Source organism: Streptomyces sp. NPDC055239, assembly GCF_053606205.1.
In genome coordinates, this window is sequence record NZ_JBSGRD010000026.1 from 1 (window position 1) to 17067 (window position 17067).

Here is a 17067-nt window from a genome sequence, read left to right on the forward strand (position 1 = left end):
GCCCACGAGTCCTCGGACCTCGTGGGCGACGAATTCCGCCTCCCTGCGCTTTCTTCGAGAAGACCGCCCCAACCGGCCCGATGACCCCGCGGTCCCAGGCCACCGGGCACATGGCGCCCGCCCGCCCGTAGCGGTCGGTGGTCCTTCCTCAGCCGCTCCCCAGCCCCAGCTCCAGCGCGAGCGCGTGTTCCGCCGGCGTCAACGGAACGTCGGGGCACAGCCTTTCGGGGTGGCCCGGAGGGGGAGCGTCGAGCGGCTGTGCCGCGTCTTGCGGCAAGGCCTCCAGTCTCTTGATCTCGCCGACCGCGTAGATCAGGCCGAAGGCCACCAGGCTCTGCCACACCGCGTTCAGAGCGCGCCGCAGCAACAGGGTTGCTTTCACATCTGCCACCACTTCGGTTGTCCTGCGGAGCTGGGCCCGTGCCGTGGCATGGTGTCTTGCGGCGGTCAGGAAGGGCTCAAGGAATGCCGGAGACCGTCCCGTTCCAGTGGACCTCGACCTGTCCTGGAGACGCCTGCCGACGCTTCCGGCAACGGTTCTCCCAGCGAGCGAAGGGCCACCGATGATCCGTGACGAGCGTACGAACCTGGCCATCGACGGGTTCGAAGTGGCAGGTGCCCGCCCGGCGAGCGCCCCGGGCTCCTGGCCCGCGCAGGCCGCCCCGCCGCTTCCCGCCGGGCGGGAGCGCAGCCGCGCAGCGGGTGGCGAGGTCGAGGACGTCGAGGAACTGGTCGCCGATCTCCAGCTGGGGCGACGGGGGCTGGCCGGGCGCGACCCGGAGCCCGCCCCGCAGCGCGCGGTACGCCTCAGCGACGAGATCGCCTTTCTCGGGCTGTCCCGGCTGGTGGCTGAACTCGCCGGGAACCAGGGGCCTTTGGCGCCCGCCCTGCGCACCACGCTGGACCTGGACGCCGACGAGGACGGCCGCCGCGCGGCGTGCGAGAGGCGGCGCGCCGAGGCGAAGCAACGGGTGGGCGAAACCTGGCAGTGGCTGGCACAGCGCCGCCGCCGGCGCGGCAACGGCCCCGGCCGGGACGAGCGTTGGCGGTGCGCGGGCCCGGTGCTGCCCCCGCTGCCGGGCACACCCCCGCAGCACATCGACGTCACCGCGCCCGTCGTGGACCTGGCCCCCCTCGCACAGTCGTGGGCGCGGGCGGCGAGGCTCGGCGACGGCACCCGCGAACACAACTGGCGCCTGCTGCGGACAGGCAGGGGCCTGAGGGCGGGCGTGCCGTCCGCGGACGGCGGACTTCCGCTGCCCCGCTTCGGCGAGGTGCTCCTCGGCCTGGTCGGACAGATCCGCGAGCGGGGGCTGCTGCCGCCCGCCCACAAGGTCAGGCTGATCAGCCGGCCGGGAGCCCGCGCCGAGGTGACACCGGTGCGCCTGCCCGGTCTCTCGTTGCTCAGCGTGGACACCGCCGTCACCCCGCTGTCGTACGGCCAACTCCAGCACGCCATCGGACACCTCTGCGAGTACGCCGCACGCCCCTCCCGGCTCTGCCTCGCCCAGCGCTGGTCGCTGTGCGGGCTGCGTTCCGAGGGGTGGGCCCTGCTCATCGGGCAACTGGTCCAGGCTCCCGCGGCGTTGGCCAGGACCGGCCTGGACGAGCACACCGCGCACGCCGTCGCCGGGTTCCTCGCCGAGGAGGAGCGGTTCAGCCGGGGGCTGATGGCCGCCGACCTGGCCCTGGACGCCGAGCTCGCGCAGTGCCGCGGTGTCGCCGATGCCCTGGATGCCGCGGGCGCCCTCGCCGCGCGTACCGGCCTTGAACAGGCCCCGGAAGTGCTGCTGCTGCGGCAGACCCGGATCGACTCGACGCGCCACCGGCTCGCCGGGCACGCCTGGTGCGACGCCGCGCGCGCCGAGCTCGCCGCCGGGTCCGGGACCGGCTGGGCCGACCGGGACGCGGCCTGGCAGCTGCTGCGGCAGACCTTGCGGGAGACGGACACCGCGACGGAATTCCTGCACGCCCTGCGCGCGGACCCTGCCCCCAGGGGCGGCCGGCACCTGGCAGGGGCCGCCGTGTAGCCGACGCCGCTCGGGGAGCTCTCGGGGCCGGGTACGGGCGGGGCCCGGACCGCGCCTCTTGGCACCGTACGCCGAGCCGTGATCGAGCCAGTCTCCACTGTCCGCACATATGTTCCTGGTCCGGGTCGTTGCGGGCACCGGCATGAGCGGGAGCCTGCGCCCGCACTTGCCAGGGGGAAGCATTGGAAGGTCACCGCAACTTCATCGAACTCTTGCGTACCCGGGTCGAGCAGTCGCCACAGCGCGAAGCGATGGTCCTGCTGCCCGACGACGGTGCGCGCGGACGGCCGAACACGGTCTCCTACCGCAGCCTCGACGCCTCCGCACGCGTTCTCGCAGGGTGGCTCCAGGACCGGGGCGTGCAGGGTGAGCGGGCGCTGCTCATGCACGAGTCGCGCCACCAGTTCGCCGTGAGCTTCCTCGCCTGCCTGTACGCCGGGGTCATCGCCGTGCCGGTGCCCTCCAGCCACCGGCGCGGCCACAACGAGGCCCGGGTCTCGGGGATAGTCAAGGACGCGGCTCCCGCCGTGGTGCTCACCGACGCGGCGCAGGCCCCCGACGTGTCGCGGCTGCTCGTCCGGTCCGCCTCGGGCAGCATCATGTGCCTGGCCGCCGACGCGGTGCCCGGCTCCGCGCCCTGGCGGATGCCGGACCAGGCGCCGGACGCGGTGGCCTATCTGCAGTACACCTCCGGGGCCACCGGCGCCCCGCGCGGGGTCGCGGTCACCCACGAGAACCTGATGGCCAATCAGCGGGCGCTCGTGGAAGCGCTGGGCACCTCGCCGGGGGAGTCCATCGGCGGCTGGCTTCCGTTCCACCACGACATGGGCCTGGTCGGCCAGTTGCTCCACCCGCTGTGGCTCGGCGGCACTTCCGTGCTGCTCTCGCCCGAGGCGTTCGTGCGGCATCCGGTGCGCTGGCTCCAGGCCATCGGGGACTACCAGATCGCCGTGAGCGGCGCACCGGACTTCGCCTACGACCTCTGTGTGCGGCGGGTGAGCGACGAGCAGCTCGCCGGACTCGACCTGTCGGGCTGGCGTACGGCGGTCAGCGGCGGCGAGCCGCTGCGCGCCGGCACGCGGCGGGCCTTCACCCGGCGCTTCGCCCCGGCCGGATTTCGGCCGCAGGCGATGACCGCGGGATACGGCCTCGCCGAGTCCACCCTCCTGGTCGCCGCCACCTGCGCGGGCGAGCAGGGCGGCGAACTCGAGGTGGACGCGGCGGGGTTGGAGAAGAACCTGATCCGGGGGCCGCGCGAGGGGCAGCCCGTGCGGACCCTGCTCTCCAGCGGGCGGCCGGTCGGCGGTGAGATACACATCGTCCAGCCCGAGACCCGGGCCGTGCTGCCGGACGGCGAGATCGGCGAGATCTGGGTACGCGGGGGGAGTGTCGCGGCCGGATACTGGCAGAACCGGTCCGAGACCGCGCGGACCTTCAACGCCGTCACGGCGGACGGACGCTCGCCCTTCCTGCGGACCGGGGATCTGGGCACCCTGGAGGAGGGCCGCCTCTATGTCACCGGCCGGATCAAGGACATGATCGTGGTGGCCGGGCGGAATCTGTACCCGCACGACCTGGAGTACGCCGTACAGCAGATCAGCGCCCTGTTCGGGGCGGGCACCGCCTTCGGGGTGACCGGGGAACGCGAACGGATCGTGATCGTGCAGGAGGTGCGCACCCAGCGCTGGTACGACCTCGACTTCGGTGCGCTGGCCGCCGATGTCGGGCGGTGCATCACCGAGGAGTTCGAAGTGCCCGTCGGCGGGGTGCTCCTGGTCCGTCCGGGCACGGTGCGCCGCACGACCAGCGGGAAGGTGGAACGCGGCGCGATGCGCGAGCTGTTCCTCAACGGGCGTCTGCGTCCCCTGTGCGAGCACCTGGACGACGAACTGGCGGCACTGTCGGAGCTCGCCAGGCTCACTCCTCAAAGAAGGAACAGGACATGAGTGCAGTGGTACCAGGAGGGCCCCGGGAAGAGGTGTTCGCCGCCTGGCTGCGGGAGCACGCCGGCCGGTATGTGCAGGGAGAGGTGTCGCTGGACACGCCCTTGCTGAAACGGGGCCTGGACTCGGTCGCCATGCTCAGCCTGTTCGGGGAGATCGAGGACACCTTCGGGCTCGTACTGGATCCGACCGACATGTGGGACCAGCCGACCGTGCGGGAGCTGGCCTGGTACCTGGCGGCGCTCAGCGCGGGCCGGCCCGGGGCGTCCTCACGCATTCGCACCGCGTTCGTGTTCACCGGGCAGGGCAGCCAGCACCTGGGCATGACCGTGGGCCTGTACCGCAACTCCACGAGCTTCCGCCGCCATCTGACGAAGGCCGCGGCCGCGGTGCTGCCCCATTTCGGGCTGTCCGTCACCGAGCTGGTGCTCTCCGAAGACCCTCGGATCCATGAGACCGCGGTGACTCAGCCGGCGCTCCTGGCGGTCGAGTACGCCCTGGCCATGACCCTGCTGGAGGAGGACGTGCGGCCGCAGGCCGTTCTGGGCCACGGCATAGGGGAGTTCGCGGCGGCCGCCGTCGCCGGTGCGCTCACCCTCGAGGACGCCGCCGAGCTGGTGTCCCACCGGGGCGCGATCATGCAGGAACTGCCGCCGGGCGGCGGCATGATGGCGACCTGTGCGGATCCCTTCGAGGCGGCCGAGGTGACGGCCGCCGAACCCCGCGTGTCCATCGCCGCGCTCAACGCGGCGCGGGCCACGATCCTCTCCGGAGACCTCGCCGGGCTGGACCGGGCCCAGGAGCGGCTGGACGCCAGCGGCATCTCCAGCACGTTCCTCAAGGTGACCCATGCCTTTCACTCGCCCCTGATGGAGCCCTCGGCACCGGCGTTCCAGACGGTGGCCCAGCGGCTGACCGGGGGAAAGCCCCAGCTGCCGTTCTACTCCACGGTGTACGGCCGCCGGTACGACGGGCCGCTCGACGCCGCGTACTGGACGACGCAGATCACGTCGCCGGTGCGGTTCGCCGATGCCACCCGGCTGCTGTTCGCCGAGCACGCCCCGACCCATGTGGTGGAGATCGGGCCCAAGGCGGTCCTCTCCCCGTTCCTGCGCAGGATCGGCGGGGCCAAGGGGCCCAAGGTGCTGCCCGTCTGCCGTGGCCCGCAGAGCAACGCGGTCCATCTGGCGGGCGTGCTGTCCGCCTTGAGCGCGGGCCCGCTCGTCGAGGAGGAGCCGGTCTGACCCAGGCGCCGGGCCCACGGAACGGCCACCCGACCGCGTGGCGGGCGGGGTGCTTGAGCTCCGCTTGAGCATCCGCCGAGCGCCGCGGGCCACATTCCCCTTCCCGTTCCAGGAGAAGAGGAGGGGATGAAGGCATGACGCACACGACCCAGACATCTGCCGCCGAGCCGTCCGCCGTACCCGTGCCGGCACCCGTGCCCGCAGCGCCCCATGGCCTGTTCGCTCGGATCGTCATCGATCGCCTGATGCGGCCCGTGTGGTACGCCCTGGTGGCCTACGGCGGTTTCTGGCTGCCCGGCGGCAGCCAGTTCTACGGCGACGCGCTCCACTACGCGGCCGGTCCCGGTCCCGACGAGAACCTTCGTGGCCGGCACTTGAGGTCCTCTTGAGCCCTGACGACCACTCAGGGGCGACGCAGGCTGCGCACAGGGACGGAGAGGCGACATGACGACGGTGGCGAACAGGGCGGACACCTCGGAGGCTGCCGCACAGGAGCGCATCGCCCGGCTCGAGCACAGACTGGGCGATCTGGACGATCCCGGAAACCCGCTCGGCGCCGAGCAGCTGCTGGCGGCCGACGCGGCCGGCCGGCCGCTGGCCGCCGCCGAGCGGGTGCTCGACGAGTTCGGCCTGAACGCCGAGTTCGTGCCCGGACGGCTGGGGGGCAGGCTGGCGCGTCTCGACGTGCTCGCCCGGGTGCTGCGCGCCGTCTTCCGCAGGGACGCGTCCCTGGGCCTGGGGTACGGGGTCACGTCCTACCTGGCCGGGGTCATCGTGTGGGCGGACGGGACGGCCGCCCAGCAGCGTGCCGTCGCCGACCTGCTGCTGGGCGGCGGCCGCATCGCCTGCGCCTATCCGGAGCCGCCGACCGGCAACGACTTTCTGCGCAACCGGTTCTCGGCCGTCGCGCAGGGGGCGGGCTACCGGCTGAACGGCCGCAAAGAGGCCCTGAACAACGCGGCCCGCGCTCAGTCACTGCTGATCTTCGCCGACGGCCCGGACACCGGGCAGGGCGACCGCAGCGCCTTCCTCATCGACGGGCCGGGGGCGGACAGCGCCACGGCCGCGCTGCTCGGCCGGTACGAGACCACCGGCATCCGCGGCTCCCTGGTGCACGGCCTGCAGTTCTCCGGACACCCCGTCACCACGGAGCAGCTGGTCGGCCGGGCGGGCGCCGCCGGGGCGCTGGCCCGCCGGGCCTTCCCCGTCACCCGCGCCATCGGCCCCTCCATGGCGCTGGGCTGCGCCGACACGGCGATGCGCACCACGGTGGCGTTCGCCCGCTCGCGCAGGCTGCGCAGCCGCGCCTCGCTGCAGAGCCCCCGCACCCGGACCGCACTGGCCGACGCCTTCGCCGACCTGCTGCTGTGCGACGCCCTGGGGCTGGTGGCCACGCGAGCCGTCCATCTGCTGCCCCGCCAGAGCAACACGTTCAGCGCCGCCGTCAAGTACCTGCTGCCGACCGTCCTGACCGAGGCGGTGTACGACCTGTCGATCGTGCTGGGCTCCGAGTCGTACGCCAGGAGCGGGAGTTACGGCATCTTCCAGAAGGCGGTGCGCGATCTGCCCATGATCGGTCTGGGCAGCGCGGGCGGCGCCGCCAGCCGGGGGGTCCTCATCGACCACCTGCTCCAGGTGCCGGACCTGGTGGCACCCGGCGGGGGCCAGGCGCCCGCCGGCCTGTTCCAGCCGTTCGGCGACGGGCTGCCACCCGTGCGCCACGAGGAGCTGCTGCTTCCCCCGGACGGTGACTGTCTGCTGGGGTCACTGGAGTCCTCGATGGCCCGTGCGGCCGCGGCACAGGGGGAGTTCGGTGCACACCTGGCAGAGTCCGCAGCCAGGCTCGGCGCCGAGCTGTCCGCACTGCGCGCAGCCTGTGGGGCGCTGGGCACGCGCGTGGGCGACCGGGCCGTGAGCCCGCGGGCCTACGCGCTGGCCGACCGCTATGCGCTGATCGCGGCGGGCGCTGCCTGCCTGGGGATCTGGCGGCAGCAGGCGGGGACCGGCGGGTTCCTCGGCGAACCCCTCTGGGCGCTCATGGCGCTCGCCCGCATCCTGCGGCGGCTGGACAGCACGGTCGGGTCCGCGCCCGCGGCCGCCGCCGACCGCTTCGTCGACGAGCTGCTCGCCCGCTTCGAGGACGCCCGCAGCTACGACCTCTACGCCACCTCGATCGGTCGTTGAGCACGTCCCTGTGCCATCCCACGTCAAGTCCCTCCATGGTGAGTTGAGGAGAATCCCGTGAACCAGGACCTACTGGACGCCACGGCCCGCATCCTGGGCGAACCAGCCGTCGCGCGCGCCGGGACCCACCGCTTCCAGGACGATCTCGTCCTCGACTCGGTCATGATGATCGAGCTCAAGTGCGCCCTGGAGGAGCGCGTCCCGGAGCTGGCAGACGTGTCCCTGGCCGACCTGTTCGACGCTGTGTCCACCATCAGCGATCTCAGGGAACGCCTGGTCGTCCTCAGCGGGCAGCCGGTGACGTGATGCAGCCGCAGCGGAATCACGGCCCTGCGGGCTCCTGGGAGCGGGTGCGCGAGGACGTCGCGTCCCGCGGCACGGCGGTGGTCTGGTCGCCGGTGGAGGACTGGCTGCCCTCCGACGTGGCCGCCCCGGGCGTCGTCGCGGCCCTCGGCCCCGACCACCGGCGGGTGGACCAGATGGGCCTGCCGCAGATGAGGGAGCGGTTCGTCGCCTCCCGGCTGTTCCTGAAATCCGCCGCGGGCGCGGTCCTCGGGGTCAGTCCCGAGGACCTCGAACTCGCGTACAAGCCCGGCGGCCGGCCCTATCTGCGGGGCATCGACCAGCTGGACATCAGCCTGAGCCACACCGAGGAGCTGCTGGTCGTGGGCCTCACCCGGCACCGGCGGATCGGTGTCGACACCGAGTTCAAGGACCGGCGGATGCTCGCCCTGGGCACGGAACGCCAGGTGTGCACGCCCTATGAGCTGGAAGCGCTGGCGGCGATCGAGGAGGAGCACCGGAACCGGGAACTGGTGCGGCTGTGGACGCTCAAGGAGGCGTACAGCAAAGCCATCGGCCAAGGGCTGCGCTTCAGGTTCTGCGAGTTCGGCTTCACCGCGCCCGACGAACAGGTGCAGCTGCAGCGGCCCGACGGATCACCGGGAACGGGCTGGGAATGGGCGTTCCACAGCTGGACCGTCGCCGACAGGTACACGGTCAGCGCGGCCGTGCACGACCCCGGCTTCTCGGGCGCCCGCACGGCCGGGCCCCTCGCGGGACTGCTGCCGGCGCTGAGCGCCCCCGTCCAAAGCTCAAGGAGTCATTGAGCGTCCTTCCAGAACCGCGAGCCAGGCTCGTACCCCACTCCACGGAGCGGTGTCGAACGGAAGGGGGGCTGACCGGTGCATCGATATCTTGCGGTACGGCCGCCGGCCGCAGAACCACCCGCCGGGGAAACGCAGCAGCTGAACCTGCTGTGTTTCCACCACGCGGGCGCGGGTGCCATGACCTTCGCCGGGTGGCAGCGGCGCGTCGGGCCGGAGGTGAAAGTGCTGCCCGTGCGGCTGCCCGGCCGGGAATCCAGGCTGAGGGAGGGACGCATCACCGATGCGGCGCGGCTGGTCGAGGAGTTGGAGCACGATCTCGGGCCGCTGCTCGAGCGTCCGTACGCCTTCTACGGGCACAGCCTGGGGGCACTGGTCGCCTACCGGTTCGCGCTGCACCGGGCCGGTCTGGGGCGCAGGCTGCCGCACCTGCTGCTGGTGGGCGCGTGCGCCGCGCCACAGCTGCCGTCCGCGCTGCTGGACGCCACCCGGGGGCCCGGCCTGTCGGACCAGCAGCTGATCGATTCCCTCAATGACGAAGAGAGCGTGCCCCAGGCTCTGCTGAGCCGTCCCGAGTGGCTGAGCATGACCCTGGACACGCTCCGGGCGGACCTCCGGCTGGCACGCAGCCTGCGGTCCGCGCCCATCACCGCGCTGCCCTGTGCCGTGAAGGCCTTCGCGGGCCTTAAGGACCGGATGGTCTCCGCAGCCGACATGCAGGCCTGGGAGCACTGCACCACTGCGGGCTTCGCACTGCAGAGCGTTCCCGGCGCCCACTTCTTCGTCCGTGGCTACGACGCGCCGAGTGCCGTCGGAGAGGCACTGCGCGAGACGGCGCCGCACACCGGGTCCCCGTTGTCGCCCGCCGCCGGCTGACCTCACTTCGTTCCCCAAGGAGTTCCTCGGATGGACATCAGTCTTCTCGGCCCGTTCAGAGCCGCCCATGCAGGGGTGCACATGCACCTCACCGCTGTGAAGCCGCGCAAGGTGTTCGCGCTGCTCGCCGTCCACGCCGACGAGGCCGTCTCGGTGGCCACGCTCGTCGAGGAGGTGTGGGGGGAGAACCCGCCGCGCAGTGTGCAGACCACCCTCCAGACCTACATTCTCCAGATACGCCACCTGATCGCTTCCGCACTCGGCGAGCAGTACACCGGGCTGGCGAGCGGCGCCAAGAGCGTGCTCGTCACCGAGTCCGGCGGCTACCGCCTCGACACCCACGGCGGCGTCGTCGACGTCAGGGAGTTCGAAGCGCTGGCCTCGGCCGGTCACCGCACCCTGGAGCAGGGCGACTGGGCCGCCGCCTCCGACTACCTGGGCCGTGCGCTCGCCCTGTGGAACGGCCGCGCACTGGCCGACGTCCAGCGCGGGGTGCTCCTGGAGGTGGAGGCCACCCGGCTCGAAGAGTCCCGGATGAGCGTTCTTCACCGGCGAATCGAGGCCGACTTGAGGCTCGGACGCCACTATGAGCTGGTCGGTGAGCTCTCCGGACTCGCAGCCCGCTACCGGCTGCACGAGGGTCTTCATGAGCAGCTGATGCTTGCGCTGTACCGCGCCGGGCGCCGCAGCGACGCGCTGGGGATCTACCACCAGTTGCGCGCGGCCCTCAGCCGGACCCTGGGGCTCGACCCCTCTCCCGGCATCGACAACCTCTACGGCGCCTTGCTGGACTCCTCGCCCCAACTCGATCTCGACCCCCTGGTGGTGGCCGGTGCCGCCGGCCCATCGCTGCTGGCGAGGGCCAACTGATCTCGCCCGTCTCCATCGAACCCTCAGTAGGAAGACCGAAAGGAACCACTGTGAGTGACATATCCCTGGCCGAACTCGGTGAGCTGCTGCTCGAATGCGTCGGTGCTCCGGAGGAGGGAATGACCTTCGAGGGGGACAGCGCCCTTGACACCCCCTTCCTGGAGTTCGGTTACGACTCCCTCGCCCTGCTCCAGGTCACCGGCGTCGTCGACCGCAGGCACGGGATCGTCCTTGACGACGACGCCGTCGCCGAGGCCGAGACGCCGCGCATGCTCCTGCAGCTGATCGCCGCCGCCCCGCGGGCCGGCGCGGTCCGATGACCGCTGTGCCCCAGGCGCCGGGCGCAGGCCTGGCGGGCAAGCGGGTGCTGGTCACCGGCGGAACCCGCGGCATCGGACGGGCGACGGCGCTGGCCTTCGCCCGTGCCGGTGCCCGGCTCGTCGTGGTCCACCGCACGCAGGGCGAGGCGTCCAAGGCGCTGGAGGCCGAACTCGCCGAGGCCGCAGCGGAGTTCGTCCTCGTCCAGGCCGACGTCACCACCGGCGAGGGCGCCGAGGCGGTCGCGGCCGCCGTACGTGAGCGGTTCGAGGGCCTGGACGTGCTGGTGAACAACGTCGGCGTCGACGGGCACGTCCCGTTCGAGCGGCTGGCGGAGGACGAGTGGCACCGGGTGCTGAACCACAACACCACGTCCGCCTACCTGGTCACCAAGTCCCTGGTCGGGCTCCTGGCGCAGAGGGCGTCCGTGGTGAACATCGGTGCCTCGGTCGCGCTGCGCGGCCGTCCGCTGGGAGTCCACTACAGCGCGTCCAAGGCGGCGCTCATCGGGTTCACCCGGGCGCTCGCCAAGGAGCTGGGCACCCGCGGCATCCGGGTCAACACGGTCGCCCCGGGAGTGACCGAGACCGAGCCGGGCGGCGGTCTGCCGCCGCACCTCGTCGAGCGGCTCACGGCCATGACGGCACTGGGCAGGCTCGGCACGTGCGAGGACGTCGCGGGCGCGGTGCTCTATCTCGCCGGGGAGTCGTCCGCCTACGTCTCCGGCACCACCATTGAAGTCGACGGAGGAATCTGATGCCCTACGCAGCCATCACCTATCGGATCAAGCCCGGTCACGAGGACGAGATCGCCGCGATCTTCGAGGGTTTCCAGCGGGTCGACCGGCCCGACTTCACCGGGGACACCGGTGAGGCGGCGGGCCGGCTGCTGGGCACCGGGGTCTTCGTCAAGGACGAGACACTGATCCGGGTCATCCACTACGAGGGCGACTTCGCGGCCGTCGGCAAGCACATGGCCGCGCAGAAGGGCGTGCACATCCTCGAGGAGAAGCTCGCCCCGTACCTCGCGCAGGAGCGCGACACCAGCTCTCCCGAGGCGTTCGCCGCATACTTCCGCAACGCCACGATGCGCTCGATCGCGCAGCTGACCGTGGACACCCACCCGGCGGGGAACAGCGCGGCATGAATGAGGTGCTGGGCATCGCGGCCCTCGTGGGCAGCGGTGTCACCGCAGGCGTGCTGTTCGCGGTCGCGCTGAGCGTCCTGCCCGCGCTCTTCGCGATGGAGACCGGCACTTACGTGTACGCGCACAAACTGCTCGGCCGGAACTGGGATCCCACCATGCCGGTCATCGTGCTGAGCAGCACGCTCGTCGATGCGGTGCTCGCGGTGGTGAGCGAGGGCTCGACCAGGGCCCTGTTCGTGGTGGGGGCGCTGCTCCTGCTGGGGGTGTCGGCCGTCTCCCACCTGTGCAACGTTCCCATCAACCGACGGGTCAAGTCCGTCGACGACCCGGGGCGCCTCCCCGCGGACTGGGAGGATCCACGGCCCTTGTGGCGCCGTTGGCACCTCCTGCGCACGGCCCTGGCCGTACTGGCCCTGGCGGTGACGGCCGCGGGCGTCACCGCGCTCTGAAACATGCCCTGAGCGGCGGTCTCCCCCCGGGGGGAGACCGCCGCTCAGGGCATTTCGTGCCGCGTACGGCGCCGGGTCAGGCTGGGGCGGGAATGTCCCGTGCGGAGATCTGCGCGACGGTGTTCAGCAGGCTCCGCCGGAACGTCGCGACGAAGCCCTCGACGGTGTCCGTGTCGCGCGGCTTGCTGAGGTAGGGCTTCAGCTTCTTCTCCACCTCGCGCACGCCGGGCTGCGAGGCCATGTGCCGGGCGACGGCCTCCAGGTCGCCGGTGTATTCGATGACGCGCATCAGCGTGTCCTCGCGCAGGAAGACCGCGGTGGCGAGAATCGTGCCCGCCGACGCGCCGGCCTGATCCTTCACCTGGCTGCCCTTGACGCGCTTGAAGTCGCCGAAGATCTCGGTGAGTTCCTTCTCGTAGCCAGGCTTGATGTCGTAAGTGATGGCGGCGAAGGCCATACCTGCTCCCTCTTGGGCTCGGGCCGGTCAGTGTCAGGGCAGCACAGCCGACGCGCCTCGTGACGGGCTCGAATCGCTCTGGGCCCGGGCGTTGGAGGCTGATTCGAGTCGGTCTCCAGTTCGCGGTGAGACGTTCCCGTCGAACGCAGTCACCGGGCCACCTGGAGGTAGGTACACCGTGCATCGCACCCTGATAGTCGCCCGGCTGAAGCCGAACAAGACCGATGACATCGGGCAGATCTTCCACGACTCCGACTCGACGGATCTGCCGCACATGATCGGCGTCAGCCGCCGGACCCTCTTTCAGTTCCACGGGCTCTACTTCCACCTGGTCGAGGCCGACGAGGACATCACGCCCAACCTCTACCGGGCGCGCAGCCACCCGCTCTACGACGACATCAACACCCGTCTGACGCAGTGCGTGGAGCCCTACGACCCCAACTGGAAAGAGCCGAAAGACGCGATGGCCAACCCCTTCTACATCTGGACCAAGGACGGAGGGCGGATCCAGTGACCACCGCCATCACTCGCACGGTGAAAGTCACCACAGAGGAAGTCGAGGCCAACACCAAGCGTGGCGGCGACATCCGCGTCACCCTGAGCCCCAAGACAGTCGGCTGCACCTCGGGTTTCGGCGGGGTCATGACCCTGGACCCGGCCGACTTCATCACCGAGCACTACCACCCGTTCTCCGAGGAGTTCCTCCACGTCATCAGCGGAACGCTGGAGATGACGCTGGAGGGCAAGGCCATCGAGCTGGGCGCCGGCGAATCGCTGCTCGTGCCGATCGGAGTGCGCCACCGGCTCGTCAACACCGGTGACACCACGGCCACGTGCGCCTTCCACCTCTCCCCGCTCGCGCCGCGCCCCGAGCTCGGCCACGTGGACACCGAGGTGGCCCAGCGGCCGCACGAGTCCAACCCTGACGTCGGCGGGGCACGGTGACCAGACGGGCCGTCATCACCGGCATAGGAACGGTCGCACCGGGCGGTGTGGGCAGGGAGGCGTTCTGGGACCTCCTGTCGGCCGGCCGCACGGCCACCAGGAGCGTCTCGCTCTTCGACGCGAGCAAGTTCCGCTCCCGGGTGGCCGCGGAGGCGGACTTCGACCCGGCCGCCCAGGGCCTGACCGAGCGTCAGATCCGGCGGATGGACCGCGCCGCCCAGTTCGCGGTCGTCTCCGCCCGTGAAGCCGCCCAGGACAGCGGCCTGGACTTCTCCTCGCTCGCCCCCGAGCGGCTCGCCGTCAGCATCGGCAGCGCGGTCGGCTGCACGATGGGCCTCGAGGAGGAGTACGTCGTCCTCAGCGACAGCGGCAAGAAGTGGCTCGTCGACCACGAGTACGGCGTTCCCCACCTGTACGGGTACATGGTGCCGAGCACCTTGGCGGCCGAGGTCGCCTGGGAGGTCGGGGCCGAAGGACCGGTGGCGCTGGTCTCCACGGGCTGCACATCGGGCCTGGACGCCATCGGCCACGCCGTCCAGCTGATCGAGGAGGGAACGGCGGACGTCGCGCTGGCCGGTGCCACCGACGCCCCCATCTCCCCGATCACCCTGGCTTGCTTCGACGCCATCAGGGCGACCACGGCGAACAACGCCGACCCGGAGCACGCCTCGCGGCCGTTCGACGGCGAGCGGGACGGCTTCGTCCTGGCCGAAGGCTCTTCGGTCATGGTCGTCGAGGAGCGCGAGGCCGCCCTGGCCCGCGGCGCGCGGATCTACGCCGAGATCGTCGGCTTCGCCGGGCGCAGCAACGCCTACCACATGACCGGGCTCAGGCCGGAAGGCCGGGAGATGGCCGAGGCCATCAGGGTCGCCCTGGACCAGGCGCGCCTCGACCCGACCGCGGTGGGCTACATCAACGCCCACGGCTCAGGCACCAAGCAGAACGACCGTCACGAGACGGCCGCGTTCAAGCGGAGCCTGGGCGAGCACGCCTACGACATCCCGGTCAGCTCCATCAAGTCCATGATCGGGCACTCGCTCGGCGCGATCGGCTCCATCGAAGTGGCCGCCTGCGCACTGGCGCTGGACCGTCAGGTGGTGCCCCCGACGGCGAACCTGAAGACCAAGGACCCGCTCTGCGACCTGGACTACGTCCCGGTCACCGCCCGGGATCACGCCATGGACGTCGTGCTCAGTGTGGGCAGCGGGTTCGGTGGCTTCCAGACCGCGATGCTGCTCGCCCGGCCGGGTTCGGCCGCGGCCGCGGCAGGAAGGGGCGCATGATGACGGCGGCATCCAGCCGGCCTCCGGTGATCACGGGCCTGGGCATCACCGCACCGACCGGCATCGGCGTCGAGGCCCACTGGTCCGCGGTCCTCGCGGGCAAGTCCGGCATCGGGCCGATCGACCGGTTCGACCCGGCGGGCTACCCGGTACGCCTGGCGGGGCAGGTCCCCGGGTTCGAGGCCAAGGGCACCGTACCCAGCAGGCTGATCTCGCAGACCGACCACTGGACGCACCTGGGCCTGGCCGCGGGGGAAGCCGCCCTGGCCGACGCCGCGGTCGACCCGGCCGAGCTGCCCGAGTACGAGATGGCGGTGGTGACCTCCTCTTCCTCGGGGGGCACGGAGTTCGGCCAGCAGGAGATGACGGCGCTCTACACCCATGACCCCTCGTGGGTCGGCGCGTACCAGTCCATCGCCTGGTTCTACGCCGCCACCACCGGTCAGCTGTCGATCCGGCACAAGATGCGCGGCCCGTGCGGGGTGCTCGCCTGCGAGCAGGCCGGCGGCCTCGACGCCATCGGACAGGCCCGTCGGCTGACCCGCAAGGGCTCCCGGCTGGTCGTCACCGGAGGCACCGACGCCTCGCTGTGCCCCTACGGCTTCACCGCGCAGCTGTCCACCGGCAAGCTCTCCACCGTCCAGGACGCGAACCGTGCCTACGTGCCCTTCGACGCCGAGGCGTCCGGGTACCTGCCCGGCGAGGGCGGCGCGATCCTCGTCCTGGAGAGCGCGCAGTCCGCCCAGGAGCGCGGGGCGGGTGACGGGTACGGGAAGGTGCTCGGCTACGCCGCGGGCTTCGACCCGGCTCCGGGATCCGACCGGCCGCGCGCACTGCGCCGCACCGCACAAACGGCCCTGCGGGACGCCGGGCTTGCTCCGCAGGACATCGACGTGGTGTTCGCCGACGCCTCCGGGATCCCGCAGGACGACCTCGACGAGGCACGGGCCATCGCCGGGATCTTCGGTCCCCGCGCCGTCCCGGTCACCGCGCCGAAGACGCTCACCGGGCGTCTGTACGGCGGTGGCGCCCCGCTCGACGTGGCCACCGCGCTGCTCTCGCTGCGCGACGGAGTCGTCCCGCACACCGTCGGGACCCGGCAGCCCGCGCCCGGCATCGAGATCGACCTGGTCACCGACGCGCCCCGGGAACTGCCGCTGCGCCACGCCCTGGTCCTTGCCCGCGGCCACGGCGGATTCACTTCGGCCCTCGTGCTGGGCCGCTGACGACGACAGGAGCATCAACCATGGCTGGACACACCGACAACGCCATCATCATCGACGCACCGCTGGACGTGGTGTGGGAGATGACCAACGACGTACCGAACTGGCCCGACCTGTTCAGCGAGTACGCCTCCGCCGAGGTCCTTGAGCAGGACGGCGACACGGTCCTCTTCCGGCTCACCATGCACCCGGACGAGGACGGCAACGTCTGGAGCTGGGTCTCCAGGCGGACCAGCGACGCCACGACCCGCACGGTGCACGCCGAGCGGGTGGAGACCGGTCCCTTCGACTTCATGAAGATCTACTGGGAGTACACCGAGGAGCCCGGCGGCGCTGTCCGCATGCGCTGGGTCCAGGACTTCCACATGAAGCCCCAGGCCCCGGCCACCGATGAGGGCATGACCGGCCACCTGAACCGCAACACCCTGGTGCAGATGGCGCTCATCAAGGAGAAGGTCGAGTCCGCGGCGCGTCTGACGACCCACTGAGGAGCGATCGGTGCTCGTCTATCTGACTCCGCTGCTGCTGCTGCTCAACGGGCTGGCCGCCGGAGTGCTCTTCGGCACCCAGCTCGGCGGCCAGCCCTACCTCGCCTCGCTGCCCACCGACCGCTATGTGCACGCCCACGCGTTCTTCGGGCAGCGCTACGACCCGGCGATGCCCATCTGTCTGGTCGGCACGTTCGTCCTGGACACGGTGCTGGCCATCACGGCGCCCGACGCCGTGACCCAGGTGCTGTTCGCCGTGGCAGCGGTGCTCGCGGTGACCACGGCCGTGATCTCCGTCGTCAAGAACGTGCCGGTCAACCGGTGGATGCGCACCCTCGACCCGGACGACCTGCCCGCGGACTTCCAGGACCCGCGCAAGACCTGGGGGGCCTGGAACAGCCGGCGCAGTGTGCTCACCATCATCGCGCTCGTCGCCAACTGCCTGGCGCTCGGCACCCTGCTCTGACGTGTCCTGTCCCACTCTGACTCGCTCTGACACACACAC

The 17067-nt window shown here is 71.4% G+C and carries 21 protein-coding genes; 19 read left to right on the forward strand and 2 right to left on the reverse strand.

What is annotated here, in order from left to right; translation table 11 throughout:
• Nucleotides 1-148: 148 nt before the first annotated feature.
• On the reverse strand, nucleotides 149-394 hold the full coding sequence (locus ACWFRJ_RS43675; RefSeq protein WP_453544494.1) for a DUF6059 family protein: 246 nt from the start codon (nucleotides 392-394) through the stop codon (nucleotides 149-151).
• A gap of 169 nt (nucleotides 395-563) precedes the next feature.
• Between ACWFRJ_RS43675 and ACWFRJ_RS43680 the strand changes: the two genes are divergently transcribed.
• The 13 genes from ACWFRJ_RS43680 (at nucleotide 564) to ACWFRJ_RS43740 (ending at nucleotide 12166) form a co-directional block, all read left to right on the forward strand.
• The gene (locus ACWFRJ_RS43680; protein WP_453544496.1) at nucleotides 564-2030 is read left to right on the forward strand and encodes a hypothetical protein; all 1467 of its coding nucleotides are present in this window, start codon (nucleotides 564-566) and stop codon (nucleotides 2028-2030) included.
• Nucleotides 2031-2212: 182 nt separating this feature from the next.
• A complete protein-coding gene (locus ACWFRJ_RS43685; RefSeq protein ID WP_453544498.1) occupies nucleotides 2213-3976 on the forward strand; it encodes a fatty acyl-AMP ligase in 1764 nt (587 codons plus the stop codon).
• Complete coding sequence (locus ACWFRJ_RS43690) at nucleotides 3973-5217, forward strand: acyltransferase domain-containing protein (protein WP_453544500.1); 1245 nt, start codon at nucleotides 3973-3975, stop codon at nucleotides 5215-5217. The genes ACWFRJ_RS43685 and ACWFRJ_RS43690 overlap by 4 nt, the downstream gene beginning before the upstream one ends.
• Nucleotides 5218-5351: 134 nt before the next feature.
• The gene (locus tag ACWFRJ_RS43695; protein WP_453544502.1) at nucleotides 5352-5606 is read left to right on the forward strand and encodes a hypothetical protein; all 255 of its coding nucleotides are present in this window, start codon (nucleotides 5352-5354) and stop codon (nucleotides 5604-5606) included.
• A gap of 55 nt (nucleotides 5607-5661) precedes the next feature.
• Nucleotides 5662-7401 (forward strand): acyl-CoA dehydrogenase family protein, encoded by a 1740-nt coding sequence (locus tag ACWFRJ_RS43700; protein WP_453544504.1) that lies wholly within the window; start codon nucleotides 5662-5664, stop codon nucleotides 7399-7401.
• Between the two features lie 57 nt (nucleotides 7402-7458).
• Nucleotides 7459-7707 (forward strand): phosphopantetheine-binding protein, encoded by a 249-nt coding sequence (locus tag ACWFRJ_RS43705; RefSeq protein WP_453544506.1) that lies wholly within the window; start codon nucleotides 7459-7461, stop codon nucleotides 7705-7707.
• Complete coding sequence (locus ACWFRJ_RS43710; RefSeq protein ID WP_453544508.1) at nucleotides 7707-8510, forward strand: 4'-phosphopantetheinyl transferase family protein; 804 nt, start codon at nucleotides 7707-7709, stop codon at nucleotides 8508-8510. The genes ACWFRJ_RS43705 and ACWFRJ_RS43710 overlap by 1 nt, the downstream gene beginning before the upstream one ends.
• Nucleotides 8511-8585: 75 nt before the next feature.
• The gene (locus ACWFRJ_RS43715) at nucleotides 8586-9383 is read left to right on the forward strand and encodes a thioesterase II family protein (RefSeq protein ID WP_453544510.1); all 798 of its coding nucleotides are present in this window, start codon (nucleotides 8586-8588) and stop codon (nucleotides 9381-9383) included.
• 30 nt (nucleotides 9384-9413) lie between these two features.
• A complete protein-coding gene (locus ACWFRJ_RS43720) occupies nucleotides 9414-10253 on the forward strand; it encodes an AfsR/SARP family transcriptional regulator (RefSeq protein ID WP_453544512.1) in 840 nt (279 codons plus the stop codon).
• A 50-nt stretch (nucleotides 10254-10303) separates the two neighbouring features.
• Nucleotides 10304-10573 carry an acyl carrier protein gene (locus ACWFRJ_RS43725; RefSeq protein ID WP_453544514.1) on the forward strand — a complete coding sequence of 90 codons (270 nt, stop codon included), beginning with the start codon at nucleotides 10304-10306 and terminating at the stop codon, nucleotides 10571-10573.
• The gene (locus ACWFRJ_RS43730; RefSeq protein ID WP_453544516.1) at nucleotides 10570-11328 is read left to right on the forward strand and encodes an SDR family NAD(P)-dependent oxidoreductase; all 759 of its coding nucleotides are present in this window, start codon (nucleotides 10570-10572) and stop codon (nucleotides 11326-11328) included. The genes ACWFRJ_RS43725 and ACWFRJ_RS43730 overlap by 4 nt, the downstream gene beginning before the upstream one ends.
• On the forward strand, nucleotides 11328-11717 hold the full coding sequence (locus ACWFRJ_RS43735) for a SchA/CurD-like domain-containing protein (RefSeq protein WP_453544518.1): 390 nt from the start codon (nucleotides 11328-11330) through the stop codon (nucleotides 11715-11717). The genes ACWFRJ_RS43730 and ACWFRJ_RS43735 overlap by 1 nt, the downstream gene beginning before the upstream one ends.
• Nucleotides 11714-12166 (forward strand): anthrone oxygenase family protein, encoded by a 453-nt coding sequence (locus ACWFRJ_RS43740; RefSeq protein WP_453544520.1) that lies wholly within the window; start codon nucleotides 11714-11716, stop codon nucleotides 12164-12166. The genes ACWFRJ_RS43735 and ACWFRJ_RS43740 overlap by 4 nt, the downstream gene beginning before the upstream one ends.
• Before the next feature lie 76 nt (nucleotides 12167-12242).
• Here ACWFRJ_RS43740 and ACWFRJ_RS43745 read toward each other — a convergent pair whose 3' ends face one another.
• Nucleotides 12243-12623 carry a SchA/CurD-like domain-containing protein gene (locus tag ACWFRJ_RS43745; protein WP_453544522.1) on the reverse strand — a complete coding sequence of 127 codons (381 nt, stop codon included), beginning with the start codon at nucleotides 12621-12623 and terminating at the stop codon, nucleotides 12243-12245.
• 178 nt (nucleotides 12624-12801) lie between these two features.
• On the opposite strand from ACWFRJ_RS43745, the gene ACWFRJ_RS43750 reads away from it, so the two are divergent.
• Genes ACWFRJ_RS43750 through ACWFRJ_RS43775 form a run of 6 tightly spaced genes read left to right on the forward strand, consistent with a single transcriptional unit; the run spans nucleotide 12802 to nucleotide 17028 of the window.
• Nucleotides 12802-13137 carry a TcmI family type II polyketide cyclase gene (locus tag ACWFRJ_RS43750; RefSeq protein ID WP_453544524.1) on the forward strand — a complete coding sequence of 112 codons (336 nt, stop codon included), beginning with the start codon at nucleotides 12802-12804 and terminating at the stop codon, nucleotides 13135-13137.
• A complete protein-coding gene (locus ACWFRJ_RS43755) occupies nucleotides 13134-13568 on the forward strand; it encodes a cupin domain-containing protein (protein ID WP_453544526.1) in 435 nt (144 codons plus the stop codon). The genes ACWFRJ_RS43750 and ACWFRJ_RS43755 overlap by 4 nt, the downstream gene beginning before the upstream one ends.
• Nucleotides 13565-14851 carry a beta-ketoacyl-[acyl-carrier-protein] synthase family protein gene (locus ACWFRJ_RS43760; protein ID WP_453544528.1) on the forward strand — a complete coding sequence of 429 codons (1287 nt, stop codon included), beginning with the start codon at nucleotides 13565-13567 and terminating at the stop codon, nucleotides 14849-14851. The genes ACWFRJ_RS43755 and ACWFRJ_RS43760 overlap by 4 nt, the downstream gene beginning before the upstream one ends.
• The gene (locus ACWFRJ_RS43765; RefSeq protein ID WP_453544530.1) at nucleotides 14851-16077 is read left to right on the forward strand and encodes a ketosynthase chain-length factor; all 1227 of its coding nucleotides are present in this window, start codon (nucleotides 14851-14853) and stop codon (nucleotides 16075-16077) included. The genes ACWFRJ_RS43760 and ACWFRJ_RS43765 overlap by 1 nt, the downstream gene beginning before the upstream one ends.
• A gap of 20 nt (nucleotides 16078-16097) precedes the next feature.
• Complete coding sequence (locus tag ACWFRJ_RS43770; protein WP_453544532.1) at nucleotides 16098-16562, forward strand: SRPBCC family protein; 465 nt, start codon at nucleotides 16098-16100, stop codon at nucleotides 16560-16562.
• A gap of 10 nt (nucleotides 16563-16572) precedes the next feature.
• On the forward strand, nucleotides 16573-17028 hold the full coding sequence (locus ACWFRJ_RS43775; RefSeq protein ID WP_453544534.1) for a DUF1772 domain-containing protein: 456 nt from the start codon (nucleotides 16573-16575) through the stop codon (nucleotides 17026-17028).
• The last annotated feature ends 39 nt before the right edge of the window (nucleotides 17029-17067 follow it).

Coding starts and splice junctions, on each gene's coding strand:
- ACWFRJ_RS43695 (WP_453544502.1), top strand. CDS start 5,352: ATGACGCACACGACCCAGACATCTGCCGCCGAGCCGTCCGCCGTACCC.
- ACWFRJ_RS43710 (WP_453544508.1), top strand. CDS start 7,707: ATGCAGCCGCAGCGGAATCACGGCCCTGCGGGCTCCTGGGAGCGGGTG.
- ACWFRJ_RS43735 (WP_453544518.1), top strand. CDS start 11,328: ATGCCCTACGCAGCCATCACCTATCGGATCAAGCCCGGTCACGAGGAC.
- ACWFRJ_RS43745 (WP_453544522.1), bottom strand. CDS start 12,623: ATGGCCTTCGCCGCCATCACTTACGACATCAAGCCTGGCTACGAGAAG.
- ACWFRJ_RS43770 (WP_453544532.1), top strand. CDS start 16,098: ATGGCTGGACACACCGACAACGCCATCATCATCGACGCACCGCTGGAC.
- ACWFRJ_RS43690 (WP_453544500.1), top strand. CDS start 3,973: ATGAGTGCAGTGGTACCAGGAGGGCCCCGGGAAGAGGTGTTCGCCGCC.
- ACWFRJ_RS43740 (WP_453544520.1), top strand. CDS start 11,714: ATGAATGAGGTGCTGGGCATCGCGGCCCTCGTGGGCAGCGGTGTCACC.
- ACWFRJ_RS43700 (WP_453544504.1), top strand. CDS start 5,662: ATGACGACGGTGGCGAACAGGGCGGACACCTCGGAGGCTGCCGCACAG.
- ACWFRJ_RS43765 (WP_453544530.1), top strand. CDS start 14,851: ATGACGGCGGCATCCAGCCGGCCTCCGGTGATCACGGGCCTGGGCATC.
- ACWFRJ_RS43720 (WP_453544512.1), top strand. CDS start 9,414: ATGGACATCAGTCTTCTCGGCCCGTTCAGAGCCGCCCATGCAGGGGTG.
- ACWFRJ_RS43730 (WP_453544516.1), top strand. CDS start 10,570: ATGACCGCTGTGCCCCAGGCGCCGGGCGCAGGCCTGGCGGGCAAGCGG.
- ACWFRJ_RS43680 (WP_453544496.1), top strand. CDS start 564: ATGATCCGTGACGAGCGTACGAACCTGGCCATCGACGGGTTCGAAGTG.